The 17,260-nt window shown below is 63.0% G+C and carries 15 protein-coding genes; 7 read left to right on the forward strand and 8 right to left on the reverse strand.

Translation table 11 applies throughout. The features are described from left to right. Positions 1-12 precede the first annotated feature (12 nt). The 5 genes from CH291_RS18165 to CH291_RS18185 form a co-directional block, all read right to left on the reverse strand. Positions 13-1,731, reverse strand: a complete 1,719-nt coding sequence (locus CH291_RS18165; RefSeq protein WP_094688255.1) for a PucR family transcriptional regulator — start codon at positions 1,729-1,731, stop codon at positions 13-15. A 43-nt stretch (positions 1,732-1,774) separates the two neighbouring features. After that, positions 1,775-3,223 (reverse strand): amidase, encoded by a 1,449-nt coding sequence (locus tag CH291_RS18170; RefSeq protein WP_094688256.1) that lies wholly within the window; start codon positions 3,221-3,223, stop codon positions 1,775-1,777. Positions 3,224-3,342: 119 nt separating this feature from the next. Beyond that, positions 3,343-4,449 (reverse strand): ring-opening amidohydrolase, encoded by a 1,107-nt coding sequence (locus CH291_RS18175; protein ID WP_094688336.1) that lies wholly within the window; start codon positions 4,447-4,449, stop codon positions 3,343-3,345. Positions 4,450-4,528: 79 nt separating this feature from the next. Next, the gene (locus CH291_RS18180; RefSeq protein WP_094688257.1) at positions 4,529-6,109 is read right to left on the reverse strand and encodes a carboxyl transferase domain-containing protein; all 1,581 of its coding nucleotides are present in this window, start codon (positions 6,107-6,109) and stop codon (positions 4,529-4,531) included. After that, a complete protein-coding gene (locus CH291_RS18185) occupies positions 6,106-7,278 on the reverse strand; it encodes a CaiB/BaiF CoA transferase family protein (protein ID WP_094688258.1) in 1,173 nt (390 codons plus the stop codon). The genes CH291_RS18180 and CH291_RS18185 overlap by 4 nt, the downstream gene beginning before the upstream one ends. 218 nt (positions 7,279-7,496) lie before the next feature. On the opposite strand from CH291_RS18185, the gene upp reads away from it, so the two are divergent. After that, positions 7,497-8,120 (forward strand): uracil phosphoribosyltransferase, encoded by a 624-nt coding sequence (gene upp / locus CH291_RS18190; protein ID WP_037190910.1) that lies wholly within the window; start codon positions 7,497-7,499, stop codon positions 8,118-8,120. A gap of 78 nt (positions 8,121-8,198) precedes the next feature. Here upp and CH291_RS18195 read toward each other — a convergent pair whose 3' ends face one another. From CH291_RS18195 to CH291_RS26875, 3 genes are all read right to left on the reverse strand, one after another. Continuing rightward, positions 8,199-8,378 (reverse strand): hypothetical protein, encoded by a 180-nt coding sequence (locus tag CH291_RS18195; protein ID WP_094688259.1) that lies wholly within the window; start codon positions 8,376-8,378, stop codon positions 8,199-8,201. A gap of 34 nt (positions 8,379-8,412) precedes the next feature. Then, positions 8,413-9,804 (reverse strand): MmgE/PrpD family protein, encoded by a 1,392-nt coding sequence (locus CH291_RS18200; RefSeq protein ID WP_094688260.1) that lies wholly within the window; start codon positions 9,802-9,804, stop codon positions 8,413-8,415. A gap of 218 nt (positions 9,805-10,022) precedes the next feature. Next, positions 10,023-10,178, reverse strand: a complete 156-nt coding sequence (locus CH291_RS26875; protein ID WP_179276599.1) for a hypothetical protein — start codon at positions 10,176-10,178, stop codon at positions 10,023-10,025. Positions 10,179-10,738: 560 nt separating this feature from the next. Here CH291_RS26875 and CH291_RS18205 point away from each other — a divergent pair. The 6 genes from CH291_RS18205 (at position 10,739) to CH291_RS18230 (ending at position 17,260) form a co-directional block, all read left to right on the forward strand. Then, the gene (locus CH291_RS18205; protein WP_218829042.1) at positions 10,739-12,310 is read left to right on the forward strand and encodes an MFS transporter; all 1,572 of its coding nucleotides are present in this window, start codon (positions 10,739-10,741) and stop codon (positions 12,308-12,310) included. A gap of 20 nt (positions 12,311-12,330) precedes the next feature. Beyond that, positions 12,331-13,026: an alpha/beta fold hydrolase gene (locus CH291_RS18210; protein ID WP_256980902.1), complete on the forward strand. Its 696-nt coding sequence runs from the start codon at positions 12,331-12,333 to the stop codon at positions 13,024-13,026. 237 nt (positions 13,027-13,263) lie between these two features. After that, positions 13,264-13,998 carry a FadR/GntR family transcriptional regulator gene (locus tag CH291_RS18215; protein WP_094688263.1) on the forward strand — a complete coding sequence of 245 codons (735 nt, stop codon included), beginning with the start codon at positions 13,264-13,266 and terminating at the stop codon, positions 13,996-13,998. Between the two features lie 132 nt (positions 13,999-14,130). Beyond that, positions 14,131-14,679 (forward strand): MaoC family dehydratase, encoded by a 549-nt coding sequence (locus tag CH291_RS18220; RefSeq protein ID WP_094668919.1) that lies wholly within the window; start codon positions 14,131-14,133, stop codon positions 14,677-14,679. Continuing rightward, entirely contained in the window at positions 14,676-15,893 is a 1,218-nt protein-coding gene (locus tag CH291_RS18225) for a CaiB/BaiF CoA transferase family protein (RefSeq protein ID WP_094634840.1), read from the forward strand. The genes CH291_RS18220 and CH291_RS18225 overlap by 4 nt, the downstream gene beginning before the upstream one ends. After that, on the forward strand, positions 15,890-17,260 hold the full coding sequence (locus tag CH291_RS18230) for an MmgE/PrpD family protein (protein WP_094688264.1): 1,371 nt from the start codon (positions 15,890-15,892) through the stop codon (positions 17,258-17,260). The genes CH291_RS18225 and CH291_RS18230 overlap by 4 nt, the downstream gene beginning before the upstream one ends.

Genomic DNA, 17,260 nt, shown 5'->3' on the forward strand with positions numbered 1-17,260 from the left:
CCTGAGTGAATGTCACAGACCCTTCATTTCCGCCACGCGTAACGCGAGCGCCACGTCCAGGCGCAGAATCGGATCGGTGGTGAACGGGCCGACGATGGACTCCAGCTTGCCGATTCGGTAGCGGAGGGTGTTGTAGTGGAAGTGCAGCACGCGCGCTGTTTCGGCGACATTGCAGTTGGTATCCAACAGCGCTTGCAGCGTCTGGCGCAGATCGAGAGCATCGGCATCATCGCCCGCGAGTGAACCCAATACTTCGCTCGCGAACGCCTGCAACTCCGCGGCATCGGTCACCAGAGACAGCAGGCGGTGCACACCCAGGCTGTCGAAATGTGCCACCGACCCGTCGCCGCTCATGCGCCGGCCGACCATGACGGCCTTGCGCGCTTGATCGTAGGCGCGCGGAATATCGGCGACGGAGTCGATGACGCGGCTGACCCCTGCGCCGAACGAATTACGGCCACCACCTTTGTCGCCGGCCACGGCCCCGATCAGATCCTCGACCACCTCGTGTTCGGTGCCGGGCCCGGCCGGCATGAGGATGACGACCTCGTTGCTGAATCCGACAACGGGCGCCCGTCGATCCCGACGCCGCACGACCTGTTGCCACGCTGCGGTGAGACGCTCCTGCGGCAGCCGTCCGGAGACCGCAGGCTTCATCGAATTACGCACGGCCGCTTCGGCGATCTCGTCCAGTTGAGCCACGATGACGACCATGCGTCGGTTGACGTCCCAGTCCAACTGCGCGCAGTACTCGATGATCTGTTCGGGGGATTCGGCCGCTCCGTTGAGAACATCGCGAAGAAAGTCACCTCGAAACTTGGATTCCACCGCCGAGACCGCGAGCTTCTTGATGACCGCCAACGCGACCACCGTGGCCGCACGTTCGAGAGACTGCATGGTGACAGGCCCGAGGCGTCCGGCCTCTGCCACCGCAACGATGAGGCCGTGGTCGGTTCCGCCCGCGATGATCGGTGCCACTGCCATGCGGTGCGTGGTATCACCCGGCACCGGCTGAAGCCCTTCGTGAAGGCGCTCGGTGAGCAGCCGACCCGAAGGATCGAACAGCGGCATCTCTTCGAGTGCAGCAAGATCCGCATCGGCCCCGGCCGTCGCCTGCACTCTGCCGTCGGGAGTGCAGATCAACACCGATGCCTCGAAGAGCGTGGCCACCTCGTCGGCGATCTGCGGTAGGTCTCCGCCTTCGAGCACGATCGAGGTGAGTGCTCGATGCATTCGGTCGGCGATGTCGAGTGCCCACGCCTGTCGATCGACGAGGTGGGTGAAGACCTCGGAGATGACCTCGTCGAAACCCACGTCGCGGCGAATGAGGAAGAGGGGAAGGTCGAGTCGGTCGGCTGCCTCGATCATTGCGGCGGGGACTTCCCCAAAATAGCGGCCTTCCTTGACGCCGAGCGCTGCGGCACCGCGTTCGGCCAGTCCTTCGACAAGCTCGACGAGCGCGTGTGCATCGAACGGACGTCCTGAATCTCCATGTCGGAGAGGGAAACCCGTTGTCAGCAGAAGTTCGTTCTGTTTCACCCAGGGCAGGATGTCAGGAACTTCGATGACGTTGACGCGTCGTACGATCTTCTCGAGGCCACGCTCGCCGGCGACCAGAGTGGATCCCGAGAGGCTGGGCAGTGAGAGCAATTCTTCGACCGTCAGTGCGTAACCCGCCGACGCCGGAAAGTCTCGTGCTCGTGGACGAATTTCACCGACGATGTCATCCATTGTTAGACCGTACTCCGCCCGCTCGATTCACAGTGCTAGTGGTTCAGCGGGCGTGGAGCGCAGGAGGGACGACGCGTTCGACCCAACGAGAGGCTTGCTCGTAGGCGTACGCGAGTTGCAGAACTGCGCGGTCGGCACCGTGCCTGCCGATGATCTGTACCCCCATCGGTAGGCCGCGATCGTCGAAACCGACCGGCACGGCCGCAATGGGAACACCGGCCATCGTCCATGGCACCACCGTCTCCATCCACCGGTGGTAGGTGTCCATCGAACGCCCCGCGATGGACTGCGGCCAGTGCTGTTCCTTGTCGAACGGGAATACCTGGGCGCTGGGTGCGAGAACGAAGTCGTAGGTCTCGAACAGCGTGTTGAGGGCAGCGTTCCAGTCGTTGCGCTTCTGCGCTGCCATGGTGATGCCGAGGGCGCTGAGTGCGACGGCATGCTCCATCTCCCAGACCATTTCGGGCTTCATCAATGCACGCGTCCGAGGATCCGCATACAGGTCGGCCATCCCGAGCTGAGCCCACCAACGCCACGTCAGGAACGAATCCCAGATGTGGGCCGGGTCGTAGTCGGGCAGAGCTGCATCGACCTCGCAACCGAGATCGGCGAAAATGGGGAACGCGGATTCGCACAGGTCGAGTACACCGGGTTCGGTTGCCAGATAACCGTTCCAATCACCGACCCACGCGATCCTGGCCCCCCGAAAGCTGCGTTCGAGGGTGCGCGTGAAGATTTCCGGGTCCTCGTCGATTGCGAGTGGAGCGTTGGCATCCGGGCCGGCCATCGTCGAGAGCAGGTGAGCGACGTCGGTGACCGATCGTCCCATCGGGCCGGCCACTGCGCCTTGGGCTACGAAACCAGGCTCGGGGATTCGTCCCCAGGACGGTCGGAAACCGACGACGTTGTTGAAGGCCGCCGGATTGCGCAGCGAACCCATGTAGTCGGTGCCGTCGGCCACGGGCAGCATGCGCAGCGCGAGTGCCGCCGCCGCACCTCCGCTGCTGCCGCCTGCGGTGCGCGAGGTGTCGTACGGGGACACCGTGGTGCCGTACACAGGGTTGTACGTCTGGGATCCGTAGCCGAATTCTGGGGTGTTCGTCTTGCCGATGATGAGCGCTCCGGCGGCTCTGATTCGAGCGACGAAAAGGTCGTCCGCCTCGGCGATCCGATCCGCGAAAATGGCCGATCCCGAGGTGAACGGCAGGCCCTTCACAGCCGAAAGATCCTTCACCGCATGGGGAAACCCGTGCATCCACCCGAGGTACTGCCCCTGCGCCAGCTGATCGTCACGTTCTTGCGCTTCGGCGATCAACTCGTCGCGGGCACGAAGGGCCACGATGGCGTTGACGGTGGGATTGTGGATCTCGATGTGGTCCAGGTACGCCGTCATGGTCTCGACACAGGACACCTCCCGACGCTTGATCTTTCCGCTGAGTTCGAGTGCGTCGAACATCAGAAGTTCGGTAGCGGGTCCGGCGGTGGTTGCCATGGGAGTTCCTTCGTTCGAGATCCGCAGTCTGGGGATTCACACTGGTGCGAGAGCGAATGCCGCGCGGCTCCGATGGGAATCGGTTCCGCGCGGCCTTCGTTCGGTAGTCGAGCTCTGCGCTATCCGAGGTCGACGATCGCAGCGACGGGTCCGCCGCCTTCGGGTCCCTGGTGTGCGGCCGAGACCGACACGAACACAGCCGGATCTCCCGTCACCGCGGCCGTGACTCCGCCGACGCACGCCTTGATCTGGCGGTGCCAGTGCACGTCGGAATCGTCCAGCATCGCGTTACGGCGGCCACGAACCGTACCGTCCTGGCTCGCTTCACATTTGAGGAATACGTTGACCAGCTTGCCATCGAGGTCTGCGGTGCGCGGACGCTCGGGAAGTTCGAGGCCGGCGTCCTTGATGGCATCCCAGATGCCGTCCTGATCGAGCGCATCCTTCATGACACTGTGGCCGATGCGGTATCGACCGCCGATTCCGCGCGTGTTTCCCACGACGACGATCTGCGCACGGTCGAGCTCCACGCCCGAGGAGCACGATGCGACAGACGAATACAGTTCACGACTGTGCATGACATCCTCGTCCGTCGGCATGTCGATCTCGCCGAGGGCAACAGCGATACCGAGAGCGGTTCCGCCGTTCGAGAGGTCCATCGACTCGTGGGTCTGTTCGGTCCACACCGTCTTGCCGCGGCTCTTGGCGTCGCGAATGGTGTGAATCGTCAGCAGCGGGGTCTTGGTCTGTACGTAGTGGACGTCCGCGGGATCGGTGATGCCAGCGTTGGCCATCGCGTCCTTGACCGCTGCAGCAACTTTGGTGATCATCGCGGTGCGGCCGATGTCCTCGGGCATCAGCTGCTCGCTCATCGCAACGCCGACGGTCAGGCGGGGCTCTTCGGTCTGCACGGCCTTGTCCGACGGAACGGTCGCGAAAATCGTTGCGTGCGGGCTGATGACGCCGTCGGTTCCGCCGGACCACACGATCGGTACCTCGCCGACGTCGTGGGCGCTGCGAGTTCCTTTCGCGGACAACACCTCACGGAAGGCGCGGTCGGCGATGATGCGGGTGTAGTCGTTGACGCCACCGTTGCCCTCGGTCTTGCCGATGACCGCGATGACCCGGTCGGCGTCGAGCACCCCGTCGTCGATGAGCTTCGCGAGCTCGCTGGCATCGGACACGTTGTGGAGTGGGACCTTGCGGACCTCGATTGCATCGGGCACTGAAATCTCCTTCATCGGGGATTGGGGTATTGCGGAGTCGGCAGGCGTTTGCGCTGCGGTGCGCTCACTGAAAGAAACGCTATCGAGCGTGCTGGCCGGCATGCACTGGCAAGCTTTGCCCAATCAGGGCACTTTTTTGGTCATTCGACATCCCCAGGTAGCGGTAGCGCTGCAGACGAGTGGTCACCAAGTCTGCGGGCTCGGCCGCGAGGAGCACGGCGAGCTCGTGTTCGAGCACCGTGCCGAGACGGGACAGAAACTCTGCCGGTTCGTCGGAGGCGTCCGGGCGTTCGGCCACGATGCGATCGATGACGCCGTTACGGAGCAGGTCGATACTGCGCACGCCCTGCTCCTCGGCCATCTCCGCGGCGCGGTCTGTGGTGTGGAATTTGATCGCCGACGCACCTTCCGGTGGAAGCGGCGAGAGCCAGCCGTGCTGCGCGCACAAGACGCGGTCGGCCGGGAGCAGCGCGAGGGCACCGCCGCCTGCACCCTGGCCGAGCAGCAGACAGATCGTGGGTGCCTTCAGCGTCGTGAGTTCGACCAGGCACCGGGCTATTTCACCCGCAAGGCCGCCCTCCTCGGCCTCTTTGCTCAATGCGGCGCCAGCGGTGTCGATGACGGTGACGAGGGGCAATTGCAGTTCCTCGGCCAGTCGCATACCGCGGCGCGCTTCGCGCAACCCTGCCGGACCCAACGGTTGATCGGCGAAGGTGCGATCCTGACCGAGCACGACGCACGCCGAGGCACCGAATTTGGCCAACGCGAGAAACAGTCCCGGCTCGATTTCACCGGCTCCGGTGCCTTGCAACGGTGTGACCGTGTTCGCTGCCGATCGCACGAGTCGGCGTACTCCTGGACGTTCCGGCCGTCGAGAACGACGGATGGATTCCCAGGCCGGGACGTCGTCGAGGTGTTCCAACGGGATGTTCGGAACAGGGGGTGGTGGCTCGTGCGGCGCGCACAGCACGGCGAGGGCCGTGATCGCCACCTCACGCAGTTTCTCTGGCGGCACAACGGCGTCGACAAGCCCTCTGGCCGCCAGGTTTTCAGCGGTTTGCACGCCCACGGGGAATTTTGCTCCGTAGAGAGCCTCGTACACGCGCGGGCCGAGAAACCCGAGCAGTGCGCCCGGTTCGGCTGCGGTCACGTGGCCGAGGGAGCCCCACGAGGCCAGCGCTCCACCGGTGGTGGGATGACGGAGATAGACGGCGTAGGCGAGGCCCGCCGACTTGTGCGCCGCAATTGCCGCCGAGATCTTCACCATCTGCAGAAACGCGACGGTGCCCTCCTGCATGCGTGTTCCACCCGAGGTGGGCACGGCCAGCAGAGGGAGCTTCTGCGCAGTGGCCTTCTCGACGGCTTGCACCAGTCGTTCCGCAGCCGCAGTTCCGATGGACCCTGCGAGAAAACCGAACTCGCACATGACAAGTGCCACGCGCCGGCCGGCCAGCGTCGCTTCACCGGTCAGGACCGACTCGTCGCAGCCGGTCGCTTCCCGCGCCGCCGCGAGCTCGTCCAGGTAGCTCTGTTGCGGAGGTCCGTGCACTCCGATCGGTGGCAGCGGTTCGCCGTCCCAGCGAACGAAACTGCCGTCGTCGACGACCATGTCGATCAATTCGAGAGCGCCGAGGCGGGCCGGTTTGTCCGTCCGAGTCATGATGTCGACTTCAGCCAGGTGCGGATCGAGTCGCCGTGCTGATCCAGAGTGGGGGGAGCCGCATGAGATTCGCGCGTACCGGCACCCTCGCAGTCGCTGTCGAAACGAAGTGCGGGGCCAGGCAACGTGATGGTGCCGAGAGCCGAGTGGTCGACGTCGATCAGCAGTCCCTGCGACCGGGTCTGTTCCCAGGTGTAGACCTCGGCGAGATCGCGGACACGCCCTGCGGGAATGCCCAATTCACCGAGTAATAAGAGCAGTTTGTCGGTGGGCCAGTCGGCGAATGCCTCCTCGACGGCAGCGATCACTGCGTCTCGATCGGCGACGCGTTGTGGGTTGGTGGCCCACTCCGGGCGGTCCAGCTCGAACTCGGGGGCGAAGCGCTGCCACAGCCCCTCGCTGCCGACGGCGATCTGCACCAACCCTTCTGCCGAGTGGAAGAGGCCGTACGGACAGATCGAGGGATGATGCCCGCCTGTGGGGCGGGGCACCTCGCCGGCAACGGTGTAACGGGTGCCTTGGAACGCGTGGACGCCCACGATAGAAGCCAGAAGGCTGGTCCGCACGACTCGTCCACGGCCGGTGGTGTTGCGTTCGTGCAGCGCTGCGACCACGCCGTAGGCACCGTTCATTCCGGCGAGCAGGTCCCCGATGGGAACGCCGACCCGCGTCGGTTCGTCACGGGAGGGCCCGGTCAGCGACATCAATCCTGCTTCGCCCTGGGCGATTTGGTCGTAACCGGGTCGAGCGCCTTCGGGACCGTCGTGCCCGAACCCGGTGATCGACAAGATGACCAGCCGCGGATTCAGTTGGTGTAACGCCTCCATGCCGAATCCGAGGCGGTCGAGGACACCGGGGCGAAAGTTCTCGACCAGGACGTCGGCGCGGCCGATCAGCTCGGTCAGTGTCGATCGATCGTCGGGAGCTTTCAGATCCAGCGCGATGGATTCCTTGTTGCGGTTGCAGGAGAGGAAGTACGTGGAATGCCGGTCTCCGTCGCTGTCGGGCACGAAGGGCGGCCCCCAGCTTCTGGTGTCGTCACCGCCCGCCGGTGTCTCGACCTTGATCACTCGCGCACCGAGGTCACCCAGCATCATGGCGGCTTGGGGTCCGGCGAGTGCGCGGGAGAGGTCGACGACGAGGCAGTCGGAGAGGGGGCCGACGGTCATCGGACTGCCCTGCACGAGTCGATGAGATGTGGGTCGGCGGCGAGCCCGAAGGAAATGCAGCGAGGGGTCATGCGTCCGAGTCAACGTGCCCGTCGCTACCGAGTCGTTGGCAAATGTTGCCGACGCTGACAGATCGGTTTCGGACCTCGGTGAGCGCGTGTCGATCGATGACGCAGCAGGTGGACGAACTGTCGATCGACAGCCCATAATCACCGACCATGGACACACAGGTAGTCGACCATCCCTTGACCGCAGCACTTTTGACGACCATGCGCGATGTGCACAGCGACAACGCCACCTTCAGATCTGCGCTGCGCCAGCTGACTCACACGTTGGTCTACGAAGCGTTGCGTGATGCGCGAGTGGTGGAGTTCGATGTCGAGACTCCGGTTGCCCACACCACCGGGGTTCGGCTCGCACACCCACCTCTGCTCGTGCCGGTGTTGCGCGCGGGACTCGGGATGGTCGAACAGGCGAGCTCGCTGATTCCGCAGTCGGGCGTCGGGTTCATCGGTATGGCGCGCGACGAGCAGACGCTCGAACCGGTGCCGTATCTGGAGTCTCTGCCCGCCGACCTGTCCGGTACCCCGGTCTTCGTGCTCGATCCGATGGTGGCAACCGGTGGTTCGATGACCCGGACGATCGATCTGCTGGTTGCGCGCGGAGCAACCGATGTGGTCGTCGTGTGCGTGGTCGTGACCCCCGAAGGTATTGCTGCTCTGGAGAAGTCAGGCCATCCCGTCAGGGTCGTCACCGCTGCTATCGACGATGAGCTCGACGATCGGGGCATCGTCGTGCCCGGTCTCGGTGACGCGGGTGACCGTCAGTTCGGACCTCGCTGAACGGACCTCGTCACCGTCCGCCGTACTTCGAGGTGAAGCGAGTTTCCGTACGCGGCAGGGTGATCGTGGGCGGAACGGTCACGAGGTTGAGCGCGGCACGCAGCGGTCAAATGGCAGACCATGTCCACCCGTTGCGCGGCTCATCGCGTCGAGGAACAGATATGCGCGGACTGCGACGAAGGACAACAGCAGGTAGCCGCCGATAGACGTCTGGGTGAACGGTGTCATCGGCACTGTATGGGGCGTGTCGAGCAGCATCGATACCGTCGACCACGACTGTTCCCCGTGACTTTCAGGCCGATGTGACAGCTGCTTCGGTTCCGGAGGCGATGTCGGCGGTGAGTGCCAGGATGCCGTCGAGCCGGCTCTCGCCAGATAACCCGAAAACCCTGTCTGCCAATTCCTTTGCCAATGGATGGCCGCCGCAGTTCGCGGTGAACTTGGCCCGGAGCTCTTCGTCTGTCAACGGGAATGCGGCACCGCCGCGACTACCGGGCACCGTACCTACAAGCACCTGACCATCGGTCAGTGTCACAATTACACGACCTGGGGCGGCCACTGCCGGTCCGTCGGTCGGCGCGTCGATGACGCGCACCATGCGCGCCGTCGCCATGACGTCGGACCTTCCAATGGACTCTTCGGTGTAGGTGCTGATGTCCACAGCAGAGTCGTGCAGGAGGGCTGCGACGCTCCACGGAAGGTCGAACTTGGCGTCGTATGTACTGACCGGGGGCGTGACGCCCGCACTGTCTCGGCAGACGAAGGTCTGCGAATCCGGGTGTACGTGTACTTCGATGTCCGAGATGTTCGATGCATCCACTTTTTTCGTTGACACGGCGGCCGCGACGGCATCGAGCGTGACGTGCATCAGTTGGCAGCTGGGATAGGACTTGATCCCAATATTGGCTGTTTCCCAACGGCTCCCGAGCGCGTCAGTGATGACGGAGAGGTCGACAGGTCGACTGGAAAACGCAGCATAGAGCCCCCACTTTCCCTCGAGCACAGAGTGCGGACCCGTCGCCCCGGCCTGCGCTAGGCGGGCGGCGATGATGCCATTCAATGCGGCGCTTCCCGGGTGCAATGACTTGGTGTTGGCGTCAGTCTCGAGGAACTCCATGAGCCCGCCGCTCGACGAACCCGCGATTCCCAGACCGGCGATCAACTGCGCAGTTGTCAGACCCATAAGGCGTCCGGACACCAGTGCAGCAGTCAAAGGTCCCACCACCGCGGTGGCGTGCAGGCCTCCCGCGTGGAATCCGTGCGGACTGACGCTGCCGAGGCGACACGCAGTTTCGAGTCCGACAACGGCGGCGAGGAGAACATCTGCACCCGTCGCACCGACTTGTTGGCCGACCGCGAACGCTGCGGGCAATGTGATCGCTGTTGGATGGACTACGCCGCCTGCGTGCGTATCGTCGAAGTCTATGGAGTGCACAAGGATTGCGCTGGACATCGCGGCGGCAGGAGCCGACAGCGCGGATATTCCGGTCAGTGGCTGTGCCTCTTCGGGCCCGCCCAATGATCCAGCGACCGTCCACCCAGGCACCCCATATCCGAGGCGCCTGGCCGCGATCGCATTTCCGATGCCGTCGAGCAGATGTCGCGTTGCGCTGTACTGCACGTCGGTAGGAATGGCACCGAGTGTTAAACCGTGTGCCCACTGGGCCAGTTCTGTCGAGTTCATGTCGTCGCCTCCGCGTCGATCGTTCCGAATCCGCCTGTGTCGCTTGATTTCTAGGGTGCACTGCTCGTCGTAGCCGAGGTTATCTGAGTTTCGGTGTACAGGGCGTCGCCCGCATAGAGCGGTTGGAAATAGTGATGTCTGTGGTCGCAAGATTCACGATGACATTCAGCCTCTTGTCCGGGATCGGACTTGTAAGTACCACGGGCAATGTCACCCCCCTAGTTACAGATGACACAACCTCCCGTGATCGGGTTCTGTGCGGCAAGAAGCTCGTTGAAGTAACTCTGGTTGGTGTTCATCGACAGCATCGTCACTTGAGTGATGTCGGTGTCGGTCATATTGCGGCCCAACGGAAGTTGATGAAAGTCATCCATGGGCAATCCTCGGAAACCGTCCCAGGACTGGCTTGACGCATTGCCACCCCGTTGCCTACCTCCTCGGTGACTGGTCAAGTCCTCCTTGAGACCATAAACGTCAGATGTATCAGGTGTCAAGGGTTATTTTCAGAGGTGAAACGGTGCCGCCGGGATCTAGTATGCGTGAATTTGGTTGCGGACTGAGGGAAACTATCTGATGTATCCGGGTCCCAAGGGCGGGATCAGGCGTTCCGTAGACGGCTTATCTGCGGACGAGCGTCCGCGAGGTGGCCGAGGTGGCGACGTATCGGTGACATCGCCGCCATGGACTCACCCGAGCCGACCAACCGACACCGTCTCCACCCGGGGTCGCCCTGCGTGCATCGGTCGTGCCGATGCTGGCTCGGTTGCGAGGTCCAGAACAGGGCCAGCCTTCAAATGTCAGATGTATTAACCGGGCTAGCGTTGACTAACTCCACCAAACGCGCGAAAAGCTACTGAAAACGCACTCTTGACTGCCTAAAACTCATACTATTACAGTTGCCTTGGTGTAACGTGCATCTCATTGCGAAGGCGAAGTGGTCGGCCTCCAGGCTTCTTCGAGACGGCCGCACCTTTCGCTGGAAACTCCATGCGGAATCACGCCTTGGCAAATTACAGGCTTTCGATCACCACAACCCACATGTCTTCACAACGATGCTGCCCGCAGGGCACAAGGCACTGGAGAACCTATGACACATCAGAACGTAGTCAACTCGGGGCCTCGCCTCGACCGACTACCGATATCGTCTTTCCACTGGTCAATGCTTGGGTTGATCGGCGCAGGCGCGTTTATCGATGCCTTCGACATCTACCTTGCCGGGGGCGTGATAGCCGCTATGGCCGACGAGGGCTTCTCCACGATCGACCAGAACGCCATCTTCATGTCTGCCACGTTCGTCGGAATGATGGTAGGTGCTGCGGCAGGTGGTCTCGTCGGAGATCGGTGGGGACGAAAAGTCGCCTACCAGTACAACCTTCTGATCTTCGGCTTGGCGTCACTGGCAGCCGCATTCGCGCCGAACATCGAATTTCTCATCTCGATGCGTCTGATCATGGGGTTGGGCCTGGGAGCCGAACTTGTTGTGGCAATGGGCATGCTGGGCGAATTTGTTCCGCCGGAGCGTCGAGGACGATGGGCCGCAATGTTGTCAACGGTAATTGCGACCGGACTCCCGGTTGCCTCGGTGGTGGGCCTGTTCGTGATCCCCAACCTGGGATGGCGATACATGTTCGGCATTGCAGGTGTTGCCGCCATGGCCGTCTGGATCGCCAGAAAAAACATGCCGGAGTCGCCTCGCTGGCTCGAAGAGCAAGGTCGTCACGACGAGGCCGAAGAAGTGATCGCCGGCATCGAGAAACGAGTCGCAGCGTCACATGGGCCCTTGCCTCCCGTGCAGTCGGACCAGTATCGGACCCAGAAGGGAACCGAATCGCGTACGCCGCTGAGTGCGCTGTTTGCTCGCGGAGTGCGAAGCAGGCTGTTCGTCGCGTCCTTGCTGATTGTGACGATAAACGTGACCGTTTACGGATTTGTATCGTGGATCCCGACGTTCTTGGTGAACCAGGGCATGTCCATCACCGGATCACTCGCGTTCACCACCGCAATGAGTGCCGGAGCTCTCGTGGGGTCGCTGGTGTGCGTCGCCCTGGCCGACAAAGTCTCTCGCACCAGGGGACTCATAGCGTCCTGCGGCGCGATAATTGTTTTCGGCATCACATTTGCGTTTGCGCGTGAAGACATATTCGTCATCGGACTCGGGTTCGCTCTCGTCACCGCGGTGTACTTTTTCGTTTCGCTCGGTCAGTTCGGTTATACGCCAGAGCTGTTCCCGACTCGATTGCGCCTGAGGGGTACCGGATTTGCCAGCATGTCCGGTCGCGCCGCGGCCATCGCAATGCCGTTCATCACGGTGGCTCTGGTCAAGTATTGGGGGCCAGAGGCGGTCATCGCCCTTGTCGTCTTGCTGATCCTTGCGCTCATGGTGGGTCTTCTCGCCTTCAAGGTCGACACCGCCAAGCAGTCACTGGAAGATATTCACAAGGCACCGTTGCTCACCGAAACACCGCTGCCTGCCAAAGCTGCAAACAAGCCGTCGGGGTTGCAGTGACAACAAAGACATATGTTTTGGTGCACGGGGGGTTTCACGGCGGATGGTGTTGGAACGACGTTGCCGCTCGGCTGCGCTGCGAAGGGCATACAGTGACAACGCCGACGCTAACGGGTCTGGGGGAACGCAGTCACCTGCTGAGCTACGACATCACCCTGAATACTTTCGTTCAGGATGTTGTCCAGCACATCGAATATGCTGATCTGCGTGATGTAGTGCTGGTCGGCCACAGTTTCGGCGGTGCAGTAGTAACAGCGGTCGCCGACCGGATCGCCGAGCGTCTCGACCACCTTGTCTACATCGATGCGATGATTCTATTCGACGGTCAAACTCCGCTGAGTCAACTCGACAGTGCATCCGCGGCTGCCCGTGAAGCGCTTGCAGTCGACAACGGACGCGCAGTGGTGTTGCCGAACTTCGATACCACGTCGTTCGGCATTTCCCTCGATCATCCACTGGCTGAATGGATTAGGAATCGTTTGACACCTCACCCGTTTGCCACGTTCACAACCTCAGTCCGGCTGCACAACCCCGTCGGGAACGGAATCCCCGCCACGTATGTCGCTGCTACGGCACCCTCGTACGCTCCGTTGGCAGATGTTCGGTCCTGGATCCGGGCGAACCGAGACTGGAACTGGATCGACATCGACTGCGGGCACGACGTAATGATTCTTGAACCGGAACGTACCGCATACATTCTGTCGAATATTCGATGACGCATGCCGCCATGGACGAGTGTGATGGACCTGCATGGCATATTTGTCGTGCCGGGGACCCGGGACCGATCGTCAATCCGACCCCGAAATACAGTAAGTGGGTCGGCGTGGAGGGCGAACCCGTCAGATTCGCAGCCGGTTTCGTTCGAGACGCCAGCGGCTGCGATTCTTGACTGTCGGTAGTGCGGCCAGGCTAGGCTCGAGCCGATCGTCAGCCGTCGAGAAGCAGGGGGAGAAGTGGCCGAACCGGCACCGCTCAAAGGCACAGCCAAGAGCGTCCCCGCATATGCGGTCCTTGCGGGACATCTGCGCACCCGCATCCTGTCGGGTGAATTGCAGCCTGGTGAGCGCCTCCCCGGCGAAGCGGAGCTGACCGCAGAATTCGGCGTGGGTCGCAGCACCATTCGCGAGGCCCTTCGCTCCCTGGCCAGTCAGAACCTGATCGAGACGACCAGGGGAGTGACCGGGGGAAGCTTCGTCGCCGTCCCCAGCGTCGGGCACATCAGCGAGCACCTGGAAACCGGTGTGGCGCTCATGGCCGCCGCGGAGACCGTCACCGTCGACCAGCTCATGGAAGTGCGCAACCTGATGGAGGTGCCGGCCGCAGGCATCGCTGCGTTCCGCCGCACCGACGAGCATCTCGAACAGCTCAACGCGTCTATCTTCGACCCCAACGAAGTGCAGGGACCCGAGACCTTCGCCAAGAACCAGGAATTCCACCTCGTCTTGCTTCGTGCGGCGCACAACCCTCTGCTCGAGCTCATCACCGCGCCTGTCTTCCGAGTGCTGTCCGGCCGATTCGGGCGTGATCACGCGCCCGAAGGTTTCTGGCAATGCGTCGACAGTGACCATCGGAGTCTGCGCGACGTGGTGGCCGCGGGTGATTCGATGGCCGCGATGGACCTGATGCGTAAGCACCTCGACCACCTCGGGGACTCCTACCGTCAGATGGATCGACTCCGCAAGCCGTAAAACATCTGCTCTTTAACGAGCCGTTCTACGTGAAGCCCCTCGAAAATCGGTTTCGCTGAAGCCTTGACGCCGTAAACATCTGATGTTTATGGTCTAGGTAAGGCACTCGCCAAACCGACACGAGGAGACACGGTGGCAATCCATCCGGCCGTTCTGGGGCGCTTCTTCGACGACTACGCCGTGGGGGACGTCTACCAACATCCCTTCGGGCGGACGATCTCGGAGACCGACAACACGTGGATCACGCTGCTGTCGCTCAACACCAACCAAAATCACTTCAACGCGCACCTGGCATCGCAGAACCCCATCACCGAGGGGCGCGTCATCGTCAACTCCGGCTTCACAGTCTCTGTGGTACTGGGACTTTCGGTGATCGACATGAGTCAGAACGCAATCTCGAACCTGGCCTTCACCGACATCAAGATGTCCCACCCGGTCTACGCAGGCGACACCCTGTACGCCGAAAGCATCTGCACCGGGCTGCGCAAGTCCGAGTCCAGGCCATACGCCGGCATCGTCTCGATGATCACCCGCGGCCTCAATCAGGATGGCGTCGAGGTCATTTCGTGGAAGCGCTCGGTCATGGTCGCCACCCGCGACAGCGGCATCGGGCAGAACTACTTTCCTGAAGCACAGAACGGCCCGCTCGAACTCCCCACGACGAAAGATTCCGACGCATGAGGCCACTCGAAGACGTCCGCATCATCTCCCTCGAGCAGTACGGCGCAGGCCCGTTCGGCAGCCTGCATCTGGCCGACCTCGGCGCGGATGTCATCAAGATCGAGGACCCCAGTGTCGGCGGCGACGTCGGACGCTACGTCCCGCCCTACAACGAGGGCGAGGACTCGCTCTTCTTCGAGAGCTTCAACCGCAACAAACGGTCTCTCTCCCTTGATCTTTCGACCCCGAGCGGTCGAGCGGTGTTCGAGGACCTCGTCCGCACCAGCGACGCCGTCTACTCCAACCTCCGCGGTGACGTGCCCGAGAAGATCGGCATCACCTACGACCAGCTCAAGCACCTCAATCCCGCGATCGTGTGCTGCAGCCTCACCGGCTTCGGCATGACCGGCCCTCGTGCGAAAGAGCCTGGCTACGACTACATTCTGCAAGGCCTCGCCGGCTGGATGAGCGTCACCGGCGACCCGGACGGCCCGCCGACGAAATCCGGTCTGTCGCTGGTCGATTACTCCGGTGGCTTCGTCGCCGCTATTTCGCTGCTGTCTGGATTGCACGCCGCCCGACGCGACGGCATCGGCGGTGACTGCGACGTCTCGCTGTACGACACGGCGATGTCTCTGCTCACGTACCCCGCGACGTGGCACCTCAACGCCGGGTTCGAACCGATCCGCACGAAGAACTCGGCCCACCCCTCCCTGGTTCCGTTCCAGGCCTTCGAGGCAACGGACGGCTGGCTCATCGTCGGCTGCGCGAAGGAGAAGTTCTGGGACCGGCTCGTCGTCGCCATCGACCGACCGGACCTCGGTGCCGATCCACGGTTCAGCAACTTCTCGCTGCGCGGCAAGCACCAGGACGTACTGTTGCCGATCCTGGAAGAGGTGTTCGCCACCAATACCGTCGAACATTGGCTCTCGAAGCTCGGCCCGGCCGGGGTGCCTACCGGCCCGATCAACGACGTCGAGCACGCTTTGACCGAACCGCACACGATCGCCCGCAATCTTGTTGTCGAGACCGAGCATCCGGTGTACAACACGGTGCGTCAGGTCGCGTCCCCGGTGAACTTCGGTTCCGAGGCCAAGCAGTACCGCCGAGCGCCGCAGCGCAACGAGCACTTCGACGACATCGTGCGTGACCAACTGGGCTACGACGACGAACGCGTCGCAAAACTCAAGGCCGAGGGTGCGTTCGGAACGGCGAAGGATGAGGTGCGGGCGTGACCTCGACGGTTCTGGCGGAGTGGGCATCGAGTGTCACCGTCGCCGATCTGTCCGAGAACGTCCGGCACGCGGCCGCGCGTCACCTACTCGATGGCGTCGGTAACACCGTTGCGGCCCAGCGCCTCGGCTACGGCCGACCGGGCTGGACAGTGGCCGACACCCTTGGCGGACCACCCGAGGCGCGGCCGCTCACCGGCACCCGAGGCCTGTCCGCGCCGGCCGCCGCCTTCGCGACCGGGGTGATGCTGCACTCTCTGGACTTCGACGACACGCATGCCGGTGCGCTGGTGCACGCGACGGCGGTGTCGTTGCCCGCTGCATTCGCCGTCGGGCAGCAGGTGTCGGCCTCCGGGGCGGATGTGTTGACCGCCGCGACTCTGGGCCTCGAAACTGCCTGTCGTCTCGGTGAAGTCAGTCCCCACGGATTCCACGCTCGGGGCGTGCATGCCACGGCAGCGGTGGGACCGTTGACAGCCGCACTCGTCGCCGGACATCTCTCGAAGTTCGACACCGAGACGCTGGTCAACGCTCTGGGTATCGCCGGGTCGTCGAGTTCGGGATTGCTCGAGTTTCTCGATACCGACGCCGACACCAAGGCACTGCATCCCGGATCAGCCAGCATGAACGGTGTGCTGGCCGCCCGGCTCGCCGCTGCCGGTGCTACTGGACCGTCCTCGGTTCTGGAAGGTCGACGCGGCATCTACGCTGCGCTGACCGATCGGCCGACGAACTTCGCGGCACTGACAGAAGGACTCGGCACGCGGTGGGAAGCCACCCGAATCGGCATCAAGCCGTATCCCAGTTGCCAGCTTATGCACGTCACGCTCGACGCCGTCTCGGAGGCGCTCGGCGACAGTGCGGTTCAGGTTAGCGACGTCGCCGACATCGAGGTCTTCGTTCACCCCGATTCGAGCCCGTTCGTCTGCGGACCCAACACCGGGGTCGCCTCACCGCGTAGTACGTACGACGGCAAGTTCGATCTGCCGTGGAGCGTCGCCGCGCTACTGCACGACGGCGCGATCACCGTCTCGACCTACACAGACGAATCCATCGCACGCGAGGACGTTCTTGTCACGGCCCGCAAGGTGCGGGTGACGAACCTCCCGTCGGAGGTTCCCGCGGCGGCCGCGTCGGGCAGGGCAGTTCTCACCCTTACCGACGGACGAGTGCTCGACGCCTCCGTCGGCGGCAGCCAAGGATCTGCCGGGTTCCCGTTGAGCGACGACCGGCTGCTGGAGAAGTTTCTCGCCAACTGCAGCAACGACTCTCGTGCAGGAGAACTCGCCGACCGCATCCTCGGATTGGTCGACGAACCCGACCTGACCGCCATTCTCGATCTCGCCGCAGCCATCGCGCCGGCACCCTGA

It is taken from the genome of Rhodococcus sp. 14-1411-2a (genome assembly GCF_002259485.1).
Taxonomy (GTDB): Bacteria; Actinomycetota; Actinomycetes; order Mycobacteriales; family Mycobacteriaceae; genus Rhodococcoides.